Origin of the sequence: Streptomyces sp. NPDC088910, assembly GCF_044749865.1 — a bacterium.
In the GTDB taxonomy this organism is placed as follows: Bacteria; Actinomycetota; Actinomycetes; order Streptomycetales; family Streptomycetaceae; genus Actinacidiphila.
In genome coordinates this window covers 847,686-867,797 of sequence record NZ_JBIVIV010000002.1, presented here as the reverse complement: position 1 = coordinate 867,797, position 20,112 = coordinate 847,686, and the positions used below count along the sequence as shown (strand labels likewise).

The 20,112-nt window shown below is 72.4% G+C and carries 16 protein-coding genes; 8 read left to right on the top strand and 8 right to left on the bottom strand.

Annotation, left to right across the window (positions count from 1 at the left end; translation table 11 throughout):
- Positions 1-224: 224 nt before the first annotated feature.
- From ACIP4Z_RS08255 to ACIP4Z_RS08230, 6 genes are all read left to right on the top strand, one after another.
- Positions 225-2,453, top strand: a complete 2,229-nt coding sequence (locus ACIP4Z_RS08255; RefSeq protein WP_355346161.1) for a SulP family inorganic anion transporter — start codon at positions 225-227, stop codon at positions 2,451-2,453.
- 87 nt (positions 2,454-2,540) lie between these two features.
- Positions 2,541-4,499 (top strand): acetate--CoA ligase, encoded by a 1,959-nt coding sequence (acs, locus tag ACIP4Z_RS08250; RefSeq protein ID WP_355346164.1) that lies wholly within the window; start codon positions 2,541-2,543, stop codon positions 4,497-4,499.
- Positions 4,500-4,737: 238 nt separating this feature from the next.
- Positions 4,738-6,129 carry a Na+/H+ antiporter NhaA gene (gene nhaA / locus ACIP4Z_RS08245; RefSeq protein ID WP_401305928.1) on the top strand — a complete coding sequence of 464 codons (1,392 nt, stop codon included), beginning with the start codon at positions 4,738-4,740 and terminating at the stop codon, positions 6,127-6,129.
- 45 nt (positions 6,130-6,174) lie between these two features.
- Positions 6,175-6,738, top strand: coding sequence for a phage holin family protein (locus ACIP4Z_RS08240; RefSeq protein ID WP_355346170.1), 564 nt, complete (start codon positions 6,175-6,177; stop codon positions 6,736-6,738).
- A 13-nt stretch (positions 6,739-6,751) separates the two neighbouring features.
- Positions 6,752-7,780 carry an alpha/beta fold hydrolase gene (locus tag ACIP4Z_RS08235; RefSeq protein WP_391158230.1) on the top strand — a complete coding sequence of 343 codons (1,029 nt, stop codon included), beginning with the start codon at positions 6,752-6,754 and terminating at the stop codon, positions 7,778-7,780.
- Positions 7,781-8,014: 234 nt separating this feature from the next.
- Positions 8,015-8,197 (top strand): hypothetical protein, encoded by a 183-nt coding sequence (locus ACIP4Z_RS08230; RefSeq protein ID WP_223187240.1) that lies wholly within the window; start codon positions 8,015-8,017, stop codon positions 8,195-8,197.
- 57 nt (positions 8,198-8,254) lie between these two features.
- Here the strand turns inward: ACIP4Z_RS08230 and ACIP4Z_RS08225 are convergent, their stop codons facing one another.
- The 4 genes from ACIP4Z_RS08225 to ACIP4Z_RS08210 form a co-directional block, all read right to left on the bottom strand.
- Complete coding sequence (locus tag ACIP4Z_RS08225) at positions 8,255-9,454, bottom strand: MarP family serine protease (protein WP_401305924.1); 1,200 nt, start codon at positions 9,452-9,454, stop codon at positions 8,255-8,257.
- A gap of 197 nt (positions 9,455-9,651) precedes the next feature.
- Positions 9,652-10,434: an NUDIX hydrolase gene (locus tag ACIP4Z_RS08220; protein WP_401305922.1), complete on the bottom strand. Its 783-nt coding sequence runs from the start codon at positions 10,432-10,434 to the stop codon at positions 9,652-9,654.
- The gene (nth, locus tag ACIP4Z_RS08215) at positions 10,431-11,243 is read right to left on the bottom strand and encodes an endonuclease III (RefSeq protein ID WP_355346183.1); all 813 of its coding nucleotides are present in this window, start codon (positions 11,241-11,243) and stop codon (positions 10,431-10,433) included. Before nth ends, ACIP4Z_RS08220 begins: the two co-directional genes overlap by 4 nt.
- A gap of 79 nt (positions 11,244-11,322) precedes the next feature.
- The gene (locus ACIP4Z_RS08210) at positions 11,323-13,749 is read right to left on the bottom strand and encodes an FUSC family protein (protein WP_401305920.1); all 2,427 of its coding nucleotides are present in this window, start codon (positions 13,747-13,749) and stop codon (positions 11,323-11,325) included.
- Positions 13,750-13,939: 190 nt separating this feature from the next.
- On the opposite strand from ACIP4Z_RS08210, the gene ACIP4Z_RS08205 reads away from it, so the two are divergent.
- Both ACIP4Z_RS08205 and ACIP4Z_RS08200 read left to right on the top strand, forming a co-directional pair.
- Positions 13,940-14,503 (top strand): MarR family winged helix-turn-helix transcriptional regulator, encoded by a 564-nt coding sequence (locus ACIP4Z_RS08205; protein WP_401305918.1) that lies wholly within the window; start codon positions 13,940-13,942, stop codon positions 14,501-14,503.
- 322 nt (positions 14,504-14,825) lie between these two features.
- Positions 14,826-15,500, top strand: a complete 675-nt coding sequence (locus tag ACIP4Z_RS08200) for a Crp/Fnr family transcriptional regulator (protein WP_033174884.1) — start codon at positions 14,826-14,828, stop codon at positions 15,498-15,500.
- An 80-nt stretch (positions 15,501-15,580) separates the two neighbouring features.
- Here the strand turns inward: ACIP4Z_RS08200 and ACIP4Z_RS08195 are convergent, their stop codons facing one another.
- The 4 genes from ACIP4Z_RS08195 to ACIP4Z_RS08180 all read right to left on the bottom strand — a co-directional run bounded on the left by ACIP4Z_RS08195 (position 15,581) and on the right by ACIP4Z_RS08180 (position 19,899).
- Positions 15,581-16,540, bottom strand: a complete 960-nt coding sequence (locus ACIP4Z_RS08195; protein WP_391041556.1) for an alpha/beta hydrolase fold domain-containing protein — start codon at positions 16,538-16,540, stop codon at positions 15,581-15,583.
- Positions 16,541-16,543: 3 nt separating this feature from the next.
- On the bottom strand, positions 16,544-17,836 hold the full coding sequence (gene kynU, locus ACIP4Z_RS08190) for a kynureninase (protein ID WP_401305917.1): 1,293 nt from the start codon (positions 17,834-17,836) through the stop codon (positions 16,544-16,546).
- Positions 17,829-18,665, bottom strand: a complete 837-nt coding sequence (locus ACIP4Z_RS08185; protein WP_401305915.1) for a tryptophan 2,3-dioxygenase family protein — start codon at positions 18,663-18,665, stop codon at positions 17,829-17,831. Before ACIP4Z_RS08185 ends, kynU begins: the two co-directional genes overlap by 8 nt.
- Before the next feature lie 475 nt (positions 18,666-19,140).
- Positions 19,141-19,899, bottom strand: coding sequence for a DUF3152 domain-containing protein (locus tag ACIP4Z_RS08180; protein ID WP_401305913.1), 759 nt, complete (start codon positions 19,897-19,899; stop codon positions 19,141-19,143).
- Positions 19,900-20,112 lie beyond the last annotated feature (213 nt).

The following is a 20,112-nucleotide window of genomic DNA, read 5'->3' as shown; positions in this document are numbered from 1 at the left end:
AAAAAGGGATTTGCCCAAAAAGTGACATGCGACCTTGTCGTGACCGCAACGACCTGGCCGTTTATCTGCCAATTCACTCGATAGCAGTAAATAAAGCCCCGATCAGACCTCTGGACTTCACTCTCCGCAATCAGTCGATTACTCTCCATTTACTGACGCTTGAGAGTAGCGAGCGATAACGCTCCGCAATCACGTCCCGCCGCCCAGCGAAGGAGACGGGAATTATGCAGAGAATCCACCGGTCCGATCTGTCCGCTTCGATCACGGTCTTCCTGATCGCCGTCCCGCTGTCGCTCGGCCTCGCGCTGGCGACCGGGGCGCCTCTCCAGTCCGGCCTCGTCGCCGCGGTCGTCGGCGGCATCGTCGCCGGGCTGCTCGGCGGGGCGCCCCTCCAGGTCAGCGGCGCCGCGACCAGCCTGGTCGTGGTCACCGCCGATCTCGTCCACCGCTACGGATGGCGCAGCACCTGCGCCATCACCGTGCTCGCCGGGCTCGCGCAGCTCGTGCTCGGCATGGCGCGGGTGGCCAGATCCGCGCTCGCGGTCAGTCCCGCCATCGTCCACGGCATGCTCGCGGGCATCGGTACGGTCATCGCCCTCGGCCAGCTCCATGTGGTCCTCGGCGGCAGCCCGCAGAGCTCCGCCCTCGACAACATCACCGCGCTGCCCGGCCAGTTGGCGGTCACCAACCCGGCCACACCCGCCATCGGCGCGATCACCGTCGCCGTACTGCTCGGCTGGCGACGGCTGCGAGGCAGGGCGGGACGGCTGCTCGGCGCGATCCCCGCGCCGCTGGCCGCGGTCGTCCTGGCCACCGCCGTAAGCGCGGGGCTGTCGCTGCCGCGGGTGAATCTGCCCGCGTGGAGCGCGCCCGTGCTGCCCACCCTGCCCACGGGGCCGGTCCTCGGAGTGGTCGCCGCCGTGCTCACCGTCACCCTGGTCGCGAGCATGGAGTCGCTGCTGTCCGCGGTCGCCATCGACACCCTCCAGGGCCGGCGGCCGGGACCGCACGCCCCGCCGGCCAAGCTCGACCGCGAACTGCTCGGCCAGGGCGCGGCCAACATGGTGTCGGGCCTGCTCGGTGGCCTGCCGGTGGCCGGCGGCGCGATCCGCGGCTCGGCCAATGTCGAAGCGGGCGCCGTGACGCGCCGCGCCACCGTGATGCACGGTGTGTGGGTGCTGCTCTGCGCCGGGCTCGCCTCCTGGGCGCTGGAGCTGATCCCGCTGGCCGCGCTCGCCGCCCTGGTGATGCTGGTCGGCGTCCGCATGGTGAGCTTCGCGCACATCAGACACGTCCAGCGGCACCGCGAATTCCCGGTGTACGCGGCCACGCTCGGCTCCGTGGTGCTGTTCGGTGTGCTCCAGGGTGTGATCGTGGGGATCGTGGTCGCGCTGTGCCTGTCGCTGCGCCGCCTGACGCACACGCGGATCACCGTCACCGAGGAGCCGGAGTGCCACCGGGTGCGGGTCACCGGCCAGTTGACGTTCCTGGCGGTGCCCCGGCTGACCCGGGCCTTCGCCCAGGTCCCCGACGGGGCCAACGCGGTGGTGGAGCTGGACGGCTCCTTCATGGACCACGCGGCCTACGAGGCGCTGAACGCCTGGTGCGCCAGGCACCGTTCGCGCGGCGGACACGCGACGCTCGGCGACGCGGTCGGACGGACCGTCAGCGAACCGGTGAGCGCGCACGCCTGCCGCCCCTGGACGCCGTGGCGCAACCACCACTGCACCCGCTCCGGCACCGTGCCCGCCACCAGCGGCGGTCAACTGCTCGGCGGCGTCAGCGCCTTCCAGCGCAACACCGCGCCGCTGGTCCGCGAGGAGCTGGCGCGGCTGGCCCGCGAAGGACAGCGGCCCGGCCAGCTCTTCCTCACCTGCGCGGACTCCCGGCTGGTCACCAGCATGATCACCTCAAGCGGTCCCGGTGACCTCTTCACGGTGCGCAATGTGGGCAATCTGATGCCGCCGCCCGGCTCCGACGCCTCCTGCGACTCGGTGGCCGCCGCCGTCGAGTACGCGGTCGACGTGCTCCAGGTCTCCAGCATCACGGTGTGCGGACACTCCGGGTGCGGCGCGATGCAGGCGCTGCTGGGCTCCGACCACGAGCCGGGCGCGCAGACCCCGCTGGCCCGGTGGCTGCGGCACGGCCGCCCCAGCCTGGCGCGGCTCAACCGGATCGGCAGACTCGGCCGCGGCGAGGTGGCGCTGGCGGACCGGCCGGTCGCCGACGACCTCGAAAGGCTGAGCCTGGTCAATGTCATGCAGCAGCTCGAACACCTGATGGCGCACCCCTGCGTGGCGCGTCGGGTCAGCGAGGGCACGCTCCAACTGCACGGCATGTACTTCCATGTCGCGGAGGCGCAGGCGTACATCCTGGACGGTTCGACGAGTGTGTTCGCGGCGGTGGGGCCCGACGCCGCACCGGACACCGCCCGGGAGGCCGCAAAGGTCTAAACCATTTTTCGGGTAGCTATTGTCAGGGTGGCCCAGGACTGGTGAGGTAGTGCTGGGACATGTGGGACACCCTGACAAGGAGCTGGCGTGAGCAGCAACGAGAGCCTGGCCAACCTGCTGAAGGAGGAGCGGCGGTTCGCTCCCCCGGCCGAACTGGCGGCGTCCGCCAACGTCACGGCGGACGCGTACGAACAGGCGGCGGCCGACCGGCTGGGGTTCTGGGCCGAGCAGGCCCGCCGTCTGACCTGGGCCACCGAGCCCACGCAGACCCTGGACTGGTCGAACCCGCCGTTCGCGAAGTGGTTCGCCGACGGTGAGCTGAATGTCGCGTACAACTGCGTCGACCGCCATGTGGAAGCCGGGAACGGCGACCGGGTCGCCATCCACTTCGAGGGCGAGCCCGGCGACAGCCGCAGCATCACCTACGCGGAGCTGAAGGACGAGGTCTCCCGCGCCGCCAACGCGCTGACCGAGCTGGGCGTCGAGAAGGGCGACCGGGTCGCGGTCTACCTGCCGATGATCCCCGAGGCCGTCATCGCGATGCTGGCCTGCGCCCGGATCGGCGCCGCGCACTCGGTGGTCTTCGGCGGCTTCTCCGCCGACGCCGTCGCGTCCCGGATCGCCGACGCCGACGCCAAGCTCGTCATCACCTCCGACGGCGGCTACCGGCGCGGCAAGCCGTCCGCGCTCAAGCCCGCCATCGACGACGCCGTCTCCCGCTCCCCGCAGGTCACCAACGTCCTGGTGGTGCGCCGCACCGGCCAGGACGTGGAGTGGACCGAGGGCCGGGACGTGTGGTGGCACGAGATCACCGCGCGCCAGTCCGCGGAGCACACCGCGCAGCCCTTCGACGCCGAGCACCCGCTGTTCATCCTCTACACCTCCGGCACCACCGGTAAGCCCAAGGGCATCCTGCACACCTCGGGCGGCTACCTGACCCAGGCCAGCTACACCCACCACGCGGTCTTCGACCTCAAGCCGGAGACCGACGTCTACTGGTGCACCGCCGACATCGGCTGGGTCACCGGCCACTCGTACATCGTCTACGGCCCGCTCTCCAACGGCGCCACCCAGGTGATCTACGAGGGCACGCCGGACACCCCGCACCAGGGCCGGTTCTGGGAGATCGTGCAGAAGTACGGCGTCACGCTGCTCTACACCGCGCCCACCGCGATCCGTACGTTCATGAAGTGGGGCGACGACATCCCCGCGAAGTTCGACCTCACGAGCCTGCGCGTGCTGGGCAGCGTCGGCGAGCCGATCAACCCCGAGGCGTGGGTCTGGTACCGCGAGCACATCGGCGGCGGCAGGACCCCGATCGTGGACACCTGGTGGCAGACCGAGACCGGCGCCATGATGATCTCCCCGCTGCCCGGCGTCACCGAGACCAAGCCCGGCTCGGCGCAGCGCGCGCTGCCCGGCATCGCCGCGACCGTGGTGGACGACGAGGCCAACGAGGTGCCGGACGGCTCCGGAGGCTACCTGGTCCTCACCGAGCCGTGGCCGTCGATGCTCCGCACCATCTGGGGCGACGACCAGCGCTACATCGACACCTACTGGTCCCGTTTCCCCGGCCGCTACTTCGCGGGCGACGGCGCCAAGAAGGACGAGGACGGCGACATCTGGCTGCTCGGCCGGGTCGACGACGTCATGCTCGTCTCGGGCCACAACATCTCCACCACCGAGGTCGAGTCGGCGCTGGTCTCGCACCCGAAGGTCGCCGAGTCCGCCGTCGTCGGCGCCGCCGACGCCACCACCGGGCAGGCCATCGTGGCGTTCGTCATCCTGCGCGGCACCGCGGAGGACAGCGCGGACCTCGCGGGCGCGCTGCGCGACCACGTCGGCAAGGCGCTCGGCCCGATCGCCAAGCCCAAGCGGATCCTCATCGTCAACGAGCTGCCCAAGACCCGCTCCGGCAAGATCATGCGCCGCCTGCTGCGCGACGTCGCGGAGAACCGCGAGCTGGGCGACGTCACCACCCTCACCGACTCCACGGTGATGGACCTCATCCAGAGCAAGCTGCCGAGCGCGCCCAGCGAGGACTGACACCCCCGGCCCCCGGCACACACCCGGCGCGGCCACACCCGCGCGACCACACCCGTGAGGGGCGCCCCGGCAACCACCGGGACGCCCCTCACACGTTCGGGTTAGGCTGACACCACATCGCGGCAGGATCGCGACAAAACTTAAGGGCGCGCCGGGAAGTCTGGTCGGCACACGGGACACCTGTGTCCGCAGCCAGCCGCACCCGCCCAGGAGGCCGCCCCCATGACCGAGTACCCGCGTGACTGAGCAACCGCGCCGTCGCGCCGACACCGTCCTCGGACGGCTGCCGCTCCCGGAACGCACCTTCGTCCTGGACGCGCTGCGCGCGGAGACCGTCGGCGGAGTCCTGCTCCTGGTGGCCGCCGTGGTCGCGCTGATCTGGGCGAACACCCTGCACCACAGCTACGAGAGCGTCAGCCACTTCCACTTCGGCGTCTCCACGCTCGGCCTCGACCTGTCCGTCGCGCACTGGGCGGCGGACGGCCTGCTCGCCGTCTTCTTCTTCGTGGCGGGCATCGAGCTGAAGCGCGAACTGGTCGCGGGCGAGCTGCGCACCCCCTCGGCCGCCGCGCTCCCGGTGATCGCGGCCGTGTGCGGCATGGCGGTCCCCGCGATCTTCTACACCGTCGTCAGCGCCACCGGCGGCGGCTCCCTCAAGGGCTGGGCCGTCCCCACCGCCACCGACATCGCCTTCGCGCTCGCGGTCCTCGCCGTCATCGGCACCGCCCTGCCCGCCGCGCTGCGCGCCTTCCTGCTCACCCTCGCCGTCGTCGACGACCTCTTCGCCATCCTGATCATCGCCGTCTTCTTCACCTCCTCGATCAACTACGCCGCGCTCGGCGGAGCGGCGGCCGGGCTGGTCGTCTTCTGGCTGCTGCTGCGCACGGGAGTACGCGGCTGGTACGTGTACGTGCCGCTGGCGCTGGTCATCTGGGGCCTGATGTACAACAGCGGCGTGCACGCCACCATCGCGGGCGTCGCCATGGGCCTGATGCTGCGCTGCACCAGGCGCGAGGGTGAGCGCGAATCTCCCGGCGAGCACATCGAGCACCTGGTGCGGCCGATCTCGGCGGGCCTTGCCGTACCGCTGTTCGCCCTGTTCTCTGCCGGGGTCGCGGTCTCGGGCGGCTCGCTGCGCGATGTGTTCACCAAGCCCGAGACGCTCGGTGTACTGATCGGACTGGTGGTCGGAAAGATCGTCGGCGTGTTCGGCGGCACCTGGCTGGCGGCCCGCTTCACCCGGGCGCGGCTCAACGCCGACCTCAAATGGCCCGACGTCCTGGCGGTCGCCTCGCTCGCCGGGATCGGCTTCACCGTCTCCCTGCTGATCGGCGAACTCGCCTTCAAGGACGACGCGCTGCTCGCCGACGAGGCGAAGGCCGCCGTCCTGGTCGGCTCGCTGCTCTCCGCGGTGCTGGCGACGATTCTGCTGAAGCTGCGGAACAACAAATACCGCGCCTTGTGCGACGAGGAGGAGCGCGACGAGGACGGCGACGGGGTCCCCGACGTGTACGAGCAGGACCAGCCCGCCTACCACCTGCGGATGGCCGAGATCCTGGAACGGAAGGCCGCGGAACACCGCAGGCTCGCCCGTCTGGCCGGGGGCGACGGCGGAGATGACTCCGGCTGAGGCATGATCTGACGGAACGACAACGATTTGACGACGGAGGACGCAATGAGCGCAGCCCACGACGACGACGGGCGCAGCCTCGGCCAGTTGTTCGCCTCCGCCACGGCGGATGTCTCCGCCCTGGTGCACGACGAGATCGCCCTCGTCAAGGTGGAACTGCGGCAGGACGTGAAGCGGGCGCTGTTCGGCAGCGGCGCGATCGGTGTCGCCCTGACCCTGGCCTTCTTCGCCATGCCGATGTTCAGCATGGCCGCCGCGTACGGCATCCACGCGCTCGGGATCACCCTGGGGTGGTCGTTCCTGATCGTCGCCGGGGCGTACGTGCTGATCGCCGCGCTCCTCGGCCTGATCGCGTACGGCCGGTTCAAGAAGGTGAAGAAGCCGGAGCGCTCCATCGAGTCGGCCAAGCAGACCGCCGCGGTGATGAAGAACGCGAAGCCGCACCCGCGTCCGCAGGACACGGCCACGAGTCTGGACAAGGCCGCCGCCAAGCCCGCGCTGCCCCGCGCGGACAGGGACGCGGGACGCGGCGGCGTCCGGGATTCGGTGTCCGGCGCCGGGCCGGATTCGATGGCCGGTTCGACCAGAGCACCCGACCTGAAGATGTGACACTCTCTCCACCATGAGGGTCGTCGGCAGGTCGGGCAGTGCCACGGGAAACGACAGCGGAAGCGGTTCGGGAGAAGAGTCGCGGAACGGCTCGGGGAACGGGCCGGGAACCGGGCCGTCAGGTGCGGGCGGCGGCGGTTCCGTCCCCCGCCTCGAAGGGCCGTGGACCCACCGTGACGTGGCCGCGAACGGCGCCCGCTTCCACATCGCCGAGATGGGCGACGGCCCGCTCGTCCTCCTGCTGCACGGCTTCCCGCAGTTCTGGTGGACTTGGCGGCACCAACTGCCCGCACTCGCCGAGGCCGGTTTCCGCGCGGTGGCGATGGACCTGCGCGGGGTGGGCGGCAGCGACCGTACGCCCCGCGGTTACGACGCGGGCAACCTCGCGCTCGACGTCACCGGGGTGATCCGGTCGCTGGGCGAGCCGGACGCCGCGCTGGTCGGCCACGACCTCGGCGGCTACCTGGCGTGGACGGCCGCGACGATGCGGCCCAAGCTCGTACGCCGCCTCGCGGTCGAGTCGATGCCGCACCCGCGCCGCTGGCGCAACGCGATGCTGACCGATCTGCGGCACAGCAAGTCGGGCGCGTACATCTGGGGCTTCCAGTCGCCCTGGCTGCCGGAGCGTCACCTGGTGGCGGACCACGCGGAGTTGGTCGGCCGGCTGATCCACCAGTGGTCGGGGCCGCGGCTGCCGGACGACGAGGCCGTGGACGTCTACCGGCGCGCGATGCAGATCCCCTCGACGGCGCATTGCGCGGTCGAGCCGTACCGCTGGATGGTGCGGTCGATGGCGCGGCCCGACGGCATCCAGTTCAACCGGCGGATGAAGCGGCCGGTCCGGGTGCCGACACTGCACCTGCACGGCTCGCTCGATCCGGCGATCCGCAGCCGCAGCGCGGCGGGCAGCGGGGAGTACGTCGAGGCGCCGTACCGCTGGCGGCTCTTCGACGGCCTGGGGCACTTCCCGCACGAGGAGGACCCGGCCGCGTTCTCGACCGAGCTGATCAACTGGCTGAAGGACCCGGAGCCGGACCGCTGAGCCGTACGCTCCCGACGGGCCCAAGCCGCCGCCTCCGCACGGCCTCGCGCCGTAACTGACTCACCCTCAGCGAGGCTCTGACCCGCCATCAGGTGTCCCTCTGCCAGCGCGCCCGCCCCGTACGCATCAGGCGTCCGCGTGTCGGTCATATGATCCGCAAAATGCCGGACGCATACGCCAACCGGGCGACCGAAGGGCGATTACCGACCAAGGGCTGCGGGCACTTAGCTTCGTATGGGTTGGACGCACGACTACCGTGACGTATCACGCAATCGCCGTAACACTTCCGTCTCCGTCAACAGCGGGGCGCCCTTGGCCGTGCTCCCGCCGGGGGAGCCCCAGATCGGAATCCCGCGCATCCTGCGGCGCCGGGCCCGCTGGGTCGGCGCCCGGCTGCGGCACGCCAGGGCGCAGTGACCGCCCGGCCGACGGACGGCCCGGCCGACAGGTACGCCGGGCCGGCCGTCGGTCACCTCACAGCGCGCAGTTCTCCGTGTCGACCTGCCGGCTCGCCGCCGTGCCCGCCGCGATGTCCGGGCGGATCTCGTCGGCGGTGAGCGCGTAACCGGTGTTCGAGTCGTCGAGTGACTTGGCGAAGACGACGCCCGCCACCTGCCCGTTCGTGGTGAGCAGCGGGCCGCCGGAGTTGCCCTGGCGGACGGTCGCGTACAGCGAGTAGACGTCGCGGTGGACGGTGCCGCGGTGGTAGATGTCCGGGCCGTTGGCCTCGATACGGCCGCGGACGCGGGCGGCGCGTACGTCGAAGGCGCCGTTCTCCGGGAAACCGGCCACGATGGCGTCGTCGCGGGACTGTACGTCGCCGCTGGTGAACGTGAGCGCCGGCGCGTTCAGGCGCGGCACGTCCAGGACGGCGATGTCGCGCTGCCAGTCGTAGAGGACCACGCGGGCGTCGTACAGGCGGCCCTTGCCGCCGATCTGCACGGTGGGCTCGGAGACGCCGCCGACGACGTGCGCGTTGGTCATCACGCGGTCCTTGGCGAAGACGAAGCCGGACCCTTCGAGGACCTTCCCGCAGCCCGACGCGGTGCCGACGATCTTGACGATGCTGCGGCGGGCGTCGGTGACGACGGCGCTGTGCACGAGGTTCGGGTCGGGAGGAGGCACCGAGGTGATCGGCTCGGACCCGAAGGGCCCGAAGACCTGCGGCAGGCCGTTCTGCGCGAGGGTGGAGCTGAAGTCGGTGAACCAGGTGTCGGCTTCCTGCGGCACCACCCTGGAGACGCCGAGCAGCACCTTGGACGAGCGCACCTCGCGGCCTATCGTCGGCAGCGCCGTGGTGGCCAGCGCGCTGCCGATCAGCCAGGCCACCAGCAGCATGGCGAGCACATTGACCAGCGCGCCGCCGCCCGCGTCGATGGCGCGGGCGGGCGACCACGTGATGCGAGTCCTGAGCTTGTTGCCCAGGTGCGTGGTGAACGCCTGCCCCACCGACGCGCACACGATGACGACCACCACGGCGGTGATCACCGCGACCGAGCCCGGCGAGGAGTGGTCCGTCGCCTTGTCCCAGAACAGCGGCAGCAGATAGATCGCGGCGAGACCGCCGCCGAGGAAGCCGACCACCGACATGACTCCGACGACGAAGCCCTGCCGGTAACCGACCACGGCGAACCAGACGGCGGCGAGGATGAGCAGAAAGTCCAGCACGTTCACCTGGACACGGTCTCATGGCCGCCCCGCCCGACGGCACCGTACGGCCCAGGTGACCTGCGCGGTACGGCCGATGACCGGCACCAGGGGGCCGAACTCGCCCCGGACACGCCCTGGACACCCCTCGGAGGAGCCCCGGCACGCGCCCCCGAGGACCGCCGTACGAGCCCCGCAGAGGCCGGGTACGGCGCGGACACGCTCTAGGCGAGCGGCACCTTGCGGTCGCGGTCCCAGGGCCGCTCCCAGCCCGCGAACTGCACGATTCTGTCGATCAGCCCCGCGGTGAAACCCCAGACCAGCGCGCCTTCGACCAGGAAGGCCGGGCCGAGGAAGCCGCTGGGGTGGGTCAGGGTCGCGCGGTTGGCGGGGTCGGTGAGATCGGCCACAGGCACCCGGAAGACGCGCGCGGTCTCGGCCGGGTCGACCACGCCGACCGGGGTGGGCCTGCGCCACCAGCCGAGCACGGGGGTCACGACGAAGCCGCTGACCGGGATGTAGAGCCGCGGCAGCACGCCGAAGACCTGGACGCCCGTCGGGTCGAGGCCGGTCTCCTCCTCGGCCTCGCGCAGCGCGGCGCGCACCGGCCCGTCGCCGTCCGGGTCGCCGTCCTCGGGGTCGAGGGCGCCGCCGGGGAAGGAGGGCTGGCCCGCGTGCGAACGCAGCGCCCTCGACCGCTCGATGAGCAGCATCTCGGGGCCCCGGTCGCCGTCGCCGAACAGGATCAGGACGGCGGACTGCCGCCCGCCGCCTTCGGGCGGCAGAAAGCTGCTGAGCTGTTCCGGCCGGACCCCGGCGACGGCGTCGGCCACCGGTTCGAGCCACCGCGGCAGCCCGGCCGTGCTGATCTCGACCCCGGTGCCTTCTCCGGCATCGGCGCCGAAGCCGGCTCGCGCGTCGGCGCCGAGGCCCGCTCGCGGGTCCGTGCCGAAGCCCGCGCCCGTCTCCGGCCCGGCACCCGTGTCCGCCCCCCGCGCGTGGGTCATGAGGCCGCCAGCGGGGGCGCGGGCTGGCCCGGGTAGTCCGGCGGGGGCTTCAGGCGCTGTCCGGGGGCGCCGCCCTTCTCGTACTTGAGCAGCTTCTCCGCCTTCTCCGGGTCCGTCTCGCCCTCGCCGTAGGCCGGGCAGAGCGGGGCGATCGGGCAGGCGCCGCAGGCGGGTTTGCGGGCGTGGCAGATACGGCGGCCGTGGAAGACGACGCGGTGCGACAGCATCGTCCAGTCCGACTTCGGGAAGAGCCCGGCGACGTCCTCCTCGACCTTCTCCGGGTCCTGCGACTCGGTCCAGCCGAAGCGGCGGGCGAGGCGGCCGAAGTGGGTGTCCACGGTGATGCCGGGGACGCCGAAGGCGTTGCCGAGTACGACATTGGCCGTCTTGCGGCCGACGCCCGGCAGGGTCACCAGGTCCTCGAGACGGCCGGGCACCTCACCGCCGAACCGGTCCCGCAGCGCCGCCGAGAGCCCCTGCACGGACTTCGCCTTGGCGCGGAAGAAGCCCGTCGGGCGCAGGATCTGCTCCAGCGTCTCGGGGTCGGCCACCGCCATGTCCTCGGGCGTCGGGTACTTCGCGAACAGCGCGGGCGTCGTCTGGTTCACCCGCAGGTCCGTGGTCTGCGCGGACAGCACCGTGGCGACCAGGAGCTGGAAGGGATTCTCGAAGTCCAGCTCTGGATGCGCGTACGGATAAACCTCCGCCAGCTCGCGGTTGATCCGCCGCGCCTGCCGTACCAGTCCCGCATGCGTCTGCGCGACCTTCGCCTTCTTGATCTTCTTGACCACCGCACCACTCGTCGCCATGCCGCCAGCCTACGGGCCGCCGCCGACACAGGGCGCCACAACGATCGGGGCGCGGTGTCGCGCGGCCGGGACCGGCGGCTCAGGGGCGGCGGGGCGCGCCGTCACCGGCCGCGCCGGACGCGTGCGGGAGGTCGTCCCCCGGTCCGGGGCACTCCCCCGCGGCACCCGCCGTCACGCCGTGCGGCCTGTCCGGTACGGGCCCGGCGGCATGCGAGCCGGTGACGATCCGCGAAGTGTCGGCGGGGCCCGCGCCGCGCCCGGTGAAGCCGCGGCCGACGCCGTGTCCCGGCGGGAGTACGGCCAGTTCGTGCAGGAGCTGCCGCAGCCGCAGCAACGGCCTGGTGACCGGCGGCAGCACCGTACCGGCGGCGGGGAGCCTGGTCAGGAGCGCCGCGTCGGCGGTACGCAGGGCGCGGGCGACCTCGGCGGCGGGCCGGCCCTGCGGGGCGGGCGCGAGCGCCAGGGCGGTGGCCGCGTGGCCGAGCGCGCGGCTGGCCTGCGCCAGGTGCGGCGCGGGCGCGAGGCCGGGTGAGCGGCGCGGGCCGAGCGCCAGGGCCCTGGTCTGCCGCGTGACGGCCGCGTAGAGGGTGAGCCGGTGCCGTACGAGGCGCGGGTCGTTGCCCCACACCAGGGGGCGGGTCAGCGGGCGCGCCACCAGGGCGAGCTGCTGGAGGCGGTGGTCCACCACGCGCACCAGGGCGTCGAGGTCGGCGCCGTCGGGGCTTGCGGACCCGTCCTCGCGATCGGGGCGGCCGTCGTGCTCCAGGCGCGCGGCGGCGGCGTGCATCAGCTCGCCCACGGCAGCGAAGTAGCTGCCGCGCGCGCTGCTGACGGTGTCGCGCGTGCTGGTCGGCAGGACGACCAGGGCGACCGCTATGCCGATGGCGGCGCCTATGGCGGTCTCTTCGAGACGCAGCATCAGCAGACCGGCGGAGAACTCGTGGAGCTGGGTGTAGAGCTGCGACACCATGATCGTGACGAAGAAGATCATGGCCGCGTAGGAGAGGCTGACCAGGTAGAAGCCGCAGGACATGCTGAGCACGATGACCGCGATCACCCACAGGGTGTGGCCCGCGGTCAGGTGCGCGAGGCCGATGCCCGCGCCGAGGCCGAGCAGGGTGCCGACGACGCGGTTGGTCGCCTTGATGAAGGTCTCCGAGCGGGTGGCGGTGCCGGTGAAGGCGATGAAGGCGGCGATCACCGCCCAGTAGTAGCGGGCCTCCGACAGCTCGCGGCCGATGACGATGGCCAGGGTGCCCGCGACGGCCACCTGGATCGCCTGCCGGGTGGTCAGCGAGAGGCCGCTGAGCCGCCGCCAGCCGCCGCGCGCCGAGACACCGCCCGCGACCGCGGCGGAGCCGGGCAGCCCGCCCATGGCCAGGGTCACGGCGGGAGCGAAGTCGGCCGGGGCGTCGAGAGCGTCGTCGTGGGTGCCGTGAGCGGGACGGGGGTCGCGGCCGGGGCCGTCTGCCGCGCCTTGTGCCGCCTTCGGGCGCCGCACCTTGTGCCCGCTTCCGTTGTGGGATCGTCCGACGTCCGCCTCCGCGGCGCGCCTGACCTCCCTGACCAGCACCGTGAACTCCCAGGCGGCGGTGGCCAGGTGATAGGCGAAGCAATCTGTGGCGGGTTCGGCGCGCGCGGCCGTCACCGGGTCGTCGGAGTCGACGAGGGCGAGTACGTCCCTGGCCCGCCGCTCGGCCGCCGCGTATTCGCTGCGCGCCAGGTGCGCGGCGATGGCCGCGGCCTCGGGCGCGAGGCGCCCTCCGGTGCCCGCGAGCGCGTCGGCCGCGGTCGCCACGGCGTCCACCGCCAGATGTGCGTCCAGCGTCCTGCGGCGTACTCCGGCCGCGGACCGGCCCGGCGGCAGGGTGCCGGGGTGGGCCGACCAGCCCTCGATGACCAGCGCGGTCTCGGCGAGCCTGAGCTGGCGCGAGTGCAGCTCGCGGCGGAGCCGGGCCAGCCGCCGCACGTCCTCGGGGTCGGTCTCCAGCAGGTCGGCGCAGACCCGGGCGACGGCCCCGGCACGTGCGCCGAAGGCGCGGCGGACGCGGGTCAGCGTCCGCTGGGGGTGGGCGCGCAGCACGGTGGTGGACAGCAGCAGGACCCAGCCGGTGGCGATGCCGACCGCGGCGAGCAGGTCGGGGAGCTGCGCGAGGCGGGCGTCGAGGAAGGCGGCGAAGAAGTAGCCCATCCAGATCATGAAGCCGTAGAAGAAGTACGGCAGTCCGAAGCGGCGGATGAAGACGGCCACGAACATGACGGCGACGAAGACCGCGAGCATCGCGTCGGTGTGCCCGGCCACCGAGACGCCGATGACCATGCCGGTGCCGATGGCGACCGGGAAGAACACGGCCGTGCGGATCTTCGGCAGCACCTGGGTGCCGTCCAGCGCCATCGAGCCCATCATCGCCATGACGGTGCCCAGCAGCATGCCGACGAGGGTGCCCTGGGGACCCGCGTGCGTGGCGCGCCCGTAGCCGTACTCGATCGCCAGGGTGGTGCTCATGGCGACCGCCGCGCCGAACGCCGTGCGGAGTCTTTGCAGGCCCGGGTCCGATCCGACTATCCGGTCCCAGACCTCGCGCGTCCAGCCGCTCGACCCCACCGCGTCCCCTCCCGCTCGGCCTCGCCGAATTCATCGGTATGATGCCGATATTAACACGTGCATCGTACCGATATCTGGATCTGGAGTGGCCGTGGCAGGGACCGAGAAGGCAGAGGCGACCGAGGGGACCTCCGCCGCGCTCGATGTGATCGAGCATCAGACCGCCGTGCTCGTCAGGAATTTCGAGCTGTTCTACCGGCGCACCGACATCCACGACACCCTGGACCGGGCCGAGTACCTGCTGCTGCGCACCCTGGCCGGGGGCGGCCCGCAGGACATCAACTCGCTCGCCGCCGCGCTCGGCCTCGACCCCTCGACGGCCGGCCGCCAGGTGGCAGCGCTCCGGGCCCAGGGCCTGGTCGCCCGCTCCCCCGCCCCCACCGACCGGCGGCGCAGCATCGTCACGCCGACCGCCGAGGGGCTGCGGCGGATGGAGGAGGTACGCGCCCGGCGCGCGGAGAGCCTGGCCGGACTGCTCGACGGCTGGACCGAGGAGGAACGGCGCACGCTGGGTGCGATGTTCACCAAATACAACCGGTCGGTGGCCGCGCGCTTCCTGACGACGGCGCCGGGGACGGCCGCACCGGAGGCCGCCCACGAGGGAGCGTCCACCGCGGCGCAGGCACCGGCACCTGAGCCGGTGCCGGTGCCGTAAATCCGCGAAGGTCCGGTAAACCCGCGCCGACGCGGGCGTTCGAGCCGTCCGGCGCGCAGGAATTCGTACGAAATTCGTACGGCCGTGCGCGAAGGGCCCACTCCGACGCCCCAGCCGTTATGTTGTTCGCTCATAGCGGAATCCGGCTCAGGGGCCACCCGTTCGGCCCTTCCTGAGCCGTTTACGGACCCCGATCGGACCCCCAATCGGACCCCCGGAGCACGGCTACGGGCCTGGATAAGACATCCTTGTGATTGATCGCACTGTTTGAGACGTCATGCATCATGGGGAAATCCCAGCGATGTCGACAAGGAGAGAGCTCGTGGACGACGTTCTGCGCCGTGCCCCGCTTTTCGCGGCGCTCGACGACGAGCAGGCCGCTGAACTGCGCGCCTCCATGACGGAGGTCACGCTCGCGCGTGGCGACTCGCTGTTCCACGAGGGTGACCCCGGGGACCGGCTGTACGTCGTCACCGAAGGCAAGGTCAAGCTGCACCGCACCTCGCCCGACGGCCGCGAGAACATGCTCGCCGTGGTCGGCCCCGGTGAGCTGATCGGCGAGCTGTCGCTCTTCGACCCCGGCCCGCGCACCGCCACCGCCACCGCGCTGACCGAGCTGAAGCTGCTCGGCCTGGGCCACGGCGACCTCCAGCCCTGGCTGAACGTACGGCCCGAGGTCTCCACCGCCCTGCTGCGCGCCGTCGCCCGCCGCCTGCGCCGCACCAACGACGTCATGTCCGACCTGGTCTTCTCCGACGTCCCCGGCCGCGTCGCCAAGGCGCTGCTCGACCTCTCCCGCCGCTTCGGCGTGCAGTCGGAAGAGGGCATCCACGTCGTCCACGACCTCACGCAGGAAGAGCTGGCCCAGCTCGTCGGCGCCTCGCGCGAGACCGTCAACAAGGCCCTCGCGGACTTCGCGGGCCGCGGCTGGCTCCGCCTGGAGGCCCGCGCCGTGATCCTCCTGGACGTCGAGCGGCTGGCCAAGCGCTCCCGCTGACCCCCTCGGCACCGCACGCACACGAAGGCCCCCGCCCGGTCGAACCGGGCGGGGGCCTTCGCGCTGCCGGGCAGCCCCGGCTACCAGGCGAGTTGGGCGATCTCGTCCGCGACGGCCGCGCAGGCCGCCGTGGACGGGTCGATCAGCGGGAAGTGGCCGGTGCCGGGCAGCCACGCGGCGACGACCTCCTCGCCCGCGACCGCCGCGGCACGGGCGAAAGCCTGGCTGACCTGCGACGGAACCTCATTGTCAGTGGTGCCGTGCACGATGGTTGTGGCGATACCGGTGGGCAGCAGCGCGGCGGGGTCGGCGTCGGGCAGACGTGCCGTCAGGTGCTCGGGTCCGCCCAGCAGGTCGACGACCGCGCCGGAGCAGACACCCAGCCGGATCGCCGAGGTGAGGTCGGCGATCGGGGCGAGGGCCACGACGCCGCGTACGGGGGGAGGTGAGGGGCGGTGCCAGGGGGATTCAGGGGGCAGGACATGACGGGCGGCGGCCCACAGCGCGAGGTGGCCGCCCGCGCTGTGGCCGGTCAGGACGGTGCGGCGGGGGTCGACCACGTCGGCGCCGAGCGCCCGCACGGCGAGCGCGGGCAGCGCGTCGAGGGCGGCGGCCACGTCGTCGAAGGTGTCGGGCCAGCGCCCGGCCGGTGGCAGCGCGTCGGGCGCGGGGTCCGAGCCGTCGCGGCCTTCCTGCGGCGCCTCAAGGGCCGGGCCGCGGCGGTATTCGACCGACGCGACGGCGTAGCCGTGGGTGGTGAGGTGGGCCGCGAGCGGCGAGACGTGGGCGCGGTCGTGGGCGGCGCGCCAGGCACCGCCGTGGAAGAGGGCCACCAGCGGGGCCGGACGGCCGGTGGGGGCGCCCTCGGCGGGGGCGGGCCGGTAGAAGTCGACCACCTGGTCGGGGTGGTCGCCGTAGGACGCGGTGGCGTCCGGCGGCACCGGAGCGTGGCCGAACGCCGACGCCTCCTCGGCCGCCGCCCGTCGCCCGGAGGCGGCATCGGCGGCGGGCGGGGACGTGGAGGGGTCGGCAGCGGACATCGGTTACGTGGTCCCTTCGGGTACGTCGAGCGGGTCGGTTTCCTGCGGTACGGCGGTGGGTCGGGCCGCGACGGGCGTGCCCGGTCCGCCGGCCAGGACGTCGGCCAGTACGCGGGCGGCGCGCAAGGCGTCGGCGTACCGGGTGTAGAGCGGTGTGAAGCCGAAGCGCAGCACGTCGGGGCGCCGGTAGTCGCCGACGATGCCGCGCGCGGTCAGCTCGCGCATCACCTCGGCCGCCCCCGCGCAGCGCAGCGAGACCTGGCTGCCGCGCTCCGCGTGGTCGGCGGGTGTGATCGGCTCGGCGCGCCCGTACGGCACCAGCGCGGCCACGCAGTCAAGGAAGAAGTCGGTCAGCGCCAGGCTCTTGGCCCGCACGTCCGCGACGGCGACACCGTCCCAGACGTCGAGCGCCGCGTCCAACGCGAGCAGCGACAGGATCTCCGGCGTGCCGACCCGCCCGCGGGGCGCGCCGTCCGCCGGGGCGTACTCCGGGGCCATGCCGAACGGGTCGGCGTGCGAGTTCCAGCCCGGCAGCGGCGAGTCGAAGCGCGGCTGAAGCTCACGCCGCACATAGAGGTACGCGGGTGCGCCGGGCCCGCCGTTGAGGTACTTATACGTGCAGCCGACCGCGAGGTCCACGCCGTCCGCGTCGAGCGCGACGGGCAGCGCGCCCGCGCTGTGGCACAGGTCCCAGACCGCGAGGGCGCCCGCCGCGTGCAGGGCCGCCGTGACGGCGGACAGGTCGTGCAGCCGCCCGGTGCGGTAGTCCACGTGGTTGACCAGCGCCACGGCGGTACGGTCACCGGCCGCGTCCGCGATCTCGGCCGCGTCCACCGCGCGCACGGTGTGACCGGTCAGCCGGGCCGCCGACGCGGCGATGTAGCCGTCCGTGGGGAAGGTCGCCGCGTCCACCAGGATCTCGGTGCGGTCGGCGGCCGCCATCCGCACGGCGGCGACCAGCGCCTTGAAGACGTTCACGCTGGTCGAGTCCCCGACCACGACCTGCCCCGGCGCGGCGCCCACCAGCGGCGCGATCCGGTCGCCGATCCGCTCGGGTGCGGTCCACCAGCCGCTCTCCTCCCAGGACCGGATGCGCAGCTCGCCCCACTCCCGGGTGACGACGTCGCTCAGCCGGGGCAGCACGGCGGTGGACAGCGCGCCCAGCGAGTTGCCGTCCAGATAGACGGTGTCGTCCAGCACGAAGCGGTCCCGCACCGCGGCCAGCGGATCGGCGGCGTCCAGCGCGTCCGCGCGGTCCTGAAGGGCGGCATCCCGTGCCGCGACGGCCTCAGACATGGCTGCGCGCCGTCCACAGCTCGGGAAAGACGTTCTTCGTGGCGCGCTTCTCCAGCCAGGCCACCCCCGCCGAACCGCCCGTACCCGACTTGGCGCCCATCGCCCTGCGCGTGGCCACCAGGTGGTCGTTGCGCCAGCGCCAGACCAGCTCGGCGACATCCGTCAGGGCCTCGCCGAGCCTGATCAGCTCGGTGTCCTGGTCGGCGTCCGCGTACACGCTCTGCCACGCCCGCTCGACCTCCGCGTGCGGCTCGTACCGCAGCGCCGGGTCGCGCTCCAGCACCTCGGCGGGCACCGCATAGCCGCGGCGGCTGAGCAGCCGCAGCACCTCGTCGTACAGGCTCGGCTCGGTCAGCGCCTTCTCCAGCTCCGCGTGCGCGCTGGGGGTGCCCCGGTGCGGCACCAGCATCGACGCGGACTTGTCCCCGAGCAGGAACTCCAGCCGCCGGTACATCGCCGACTGGAACCCGGAGCCCTCACCGAGGGCCGACCGGTACGCGTTGAACTGCGCGGGGGTGAGATTGGCGATCGGTTTCCACGAGGCGTTCAGCGACTCCAGCTCCGGCAGGCTGCGCCTGAGCGCCGCCATCGCCGTCGGCAGGTCGTCCTCCCTGAGCGCCGCCGCCGCGGTGGTCCATTCGTGGACCAGCAACGTGAACCACAGCTCCATCACCTGCGTGGTGACCAGAAAGGCCATCTCGCCGGGCTCGTCGGACAACGGGTGCTGCAAGTGGGTCAGTATGGACGCCTGCACGTAGTCCTCGTACGGCGTGCTGCCCTCGAACGAGAGGTTCGGGGTCGCCGCCTCATCGGTCGGTGCGTCGGACATGGTCTTACCTCCAGAAGCGGACCCGGGATCACCGGGCTACGCCGAGATCATCTGCGGTGCGGCCCAATCCGGCAAGGCCCGGCTCCCCCCAGGGTGCCCCTGCGCAAGGGCCACCGCCCCCGGGGTGCGCTCGCGCGAGGGGCTGCGCCCCTCCGGCACCGCTGCGCGAGGTGGGTTCGCCGGTAGCCATGGAGCCGAAGGGCGCGCCGGTGTCGAAAGCGACGATGAGCAGGGAGCGAGGAACGAGCGACCGTCGAAGAGGACCGTCGACACCGGATTTAAGCGCCCGGAGGCGGAAGGGCGGCAAAAAAAGGGGGAAGGACGGTGAGCCTGCGCAAGGCGGCTCCCCCGCACGTTCCGCCGCCACCCTGACCTCGCCCCCCCCCGCACGTCCCACCGCCGCCCCGACCTCACCCACGACGGCTCCCCCGCACGTTCCACCGCCACCCTGAGCCAACGCGAGAGGGCTCACCCCTCACTCCACCCCCGGACCTCCCACGTACGTCCCCTTCGGGTCGTACGGCCACTCATTCGCTCGGCACCCGTTCAAGCCCTTGATCTGCTGCATCATCACCGGGGCCGGCTTTCCCGGGCCCGGGCAGCCCTCGTGGCCGTGGCCGATGCGGTGGCCGACCTCGTGGTTGATGATCAGGGCGCGGTAGCCCTCGATGGGGCCCTTGAATTCGGGGGAGCCGAGCAGCCAGCGCTTGAGGTTGACGACGACGGTGGAGCCGACGTCGCAGTTGACCTCGCCGCGGGTGAGGAGACCGGCGGCGCCGCAGATGTCGTCGACGGTGTCGGGGGTGGCGATCTTGACGACGAAGTCGGCGCGGCCGGAGGAGACGAGCTGGAAGCCGTCGTGGCCGTCGGCGGTCCAGCCGCGGGGGTTGGCGAGGATGGCGGCGATCTCGTGGGCGGCGTCGGCGGCGGACAGGTCGATACCGCCTTCGACCTCGACCTTGTAGCGGCGGATGGTGCCGTGTCCCGTGGCCTTGCCGCTGGCGTCGGCGGTGCTGAAGCGGCCGGTGCCGGAGACGGGGACCTTCGGCGGCTCCGCCTTGTCCCTCGCGGACGGCGGAGTGCCGCCCCCGGTGTCACCGTCACTGCCGCTGGCATCGCGGGCCGGTGCCGTGGTGGCGCCGAGGCCGTGGTCGATGGCGGCGGCGGAGTCGACGTTCCTGCCGTGGTTCCAGGTGGCGTACCCGACGCCCGCGGTCACCATGATCAGTCCCACGGCCAGGGCGGAGCCGACTATCGCGGCGCGGCCCCTCGTCCGACGTCGGCCCGGTTGACGGCGTGGCTGTGCCAAGACTCCCCCTGCGCTGGCGCAGCGGTCGTCGAGGCCCCGGCTCCCCGGCCGGTCGCACCCCGTGCTGCGTGTGGACAACCGGATCAGAATCGCACATTGATACGGGGGCTGAGGCGTCGGTCCGCCCTTGTGGCACGA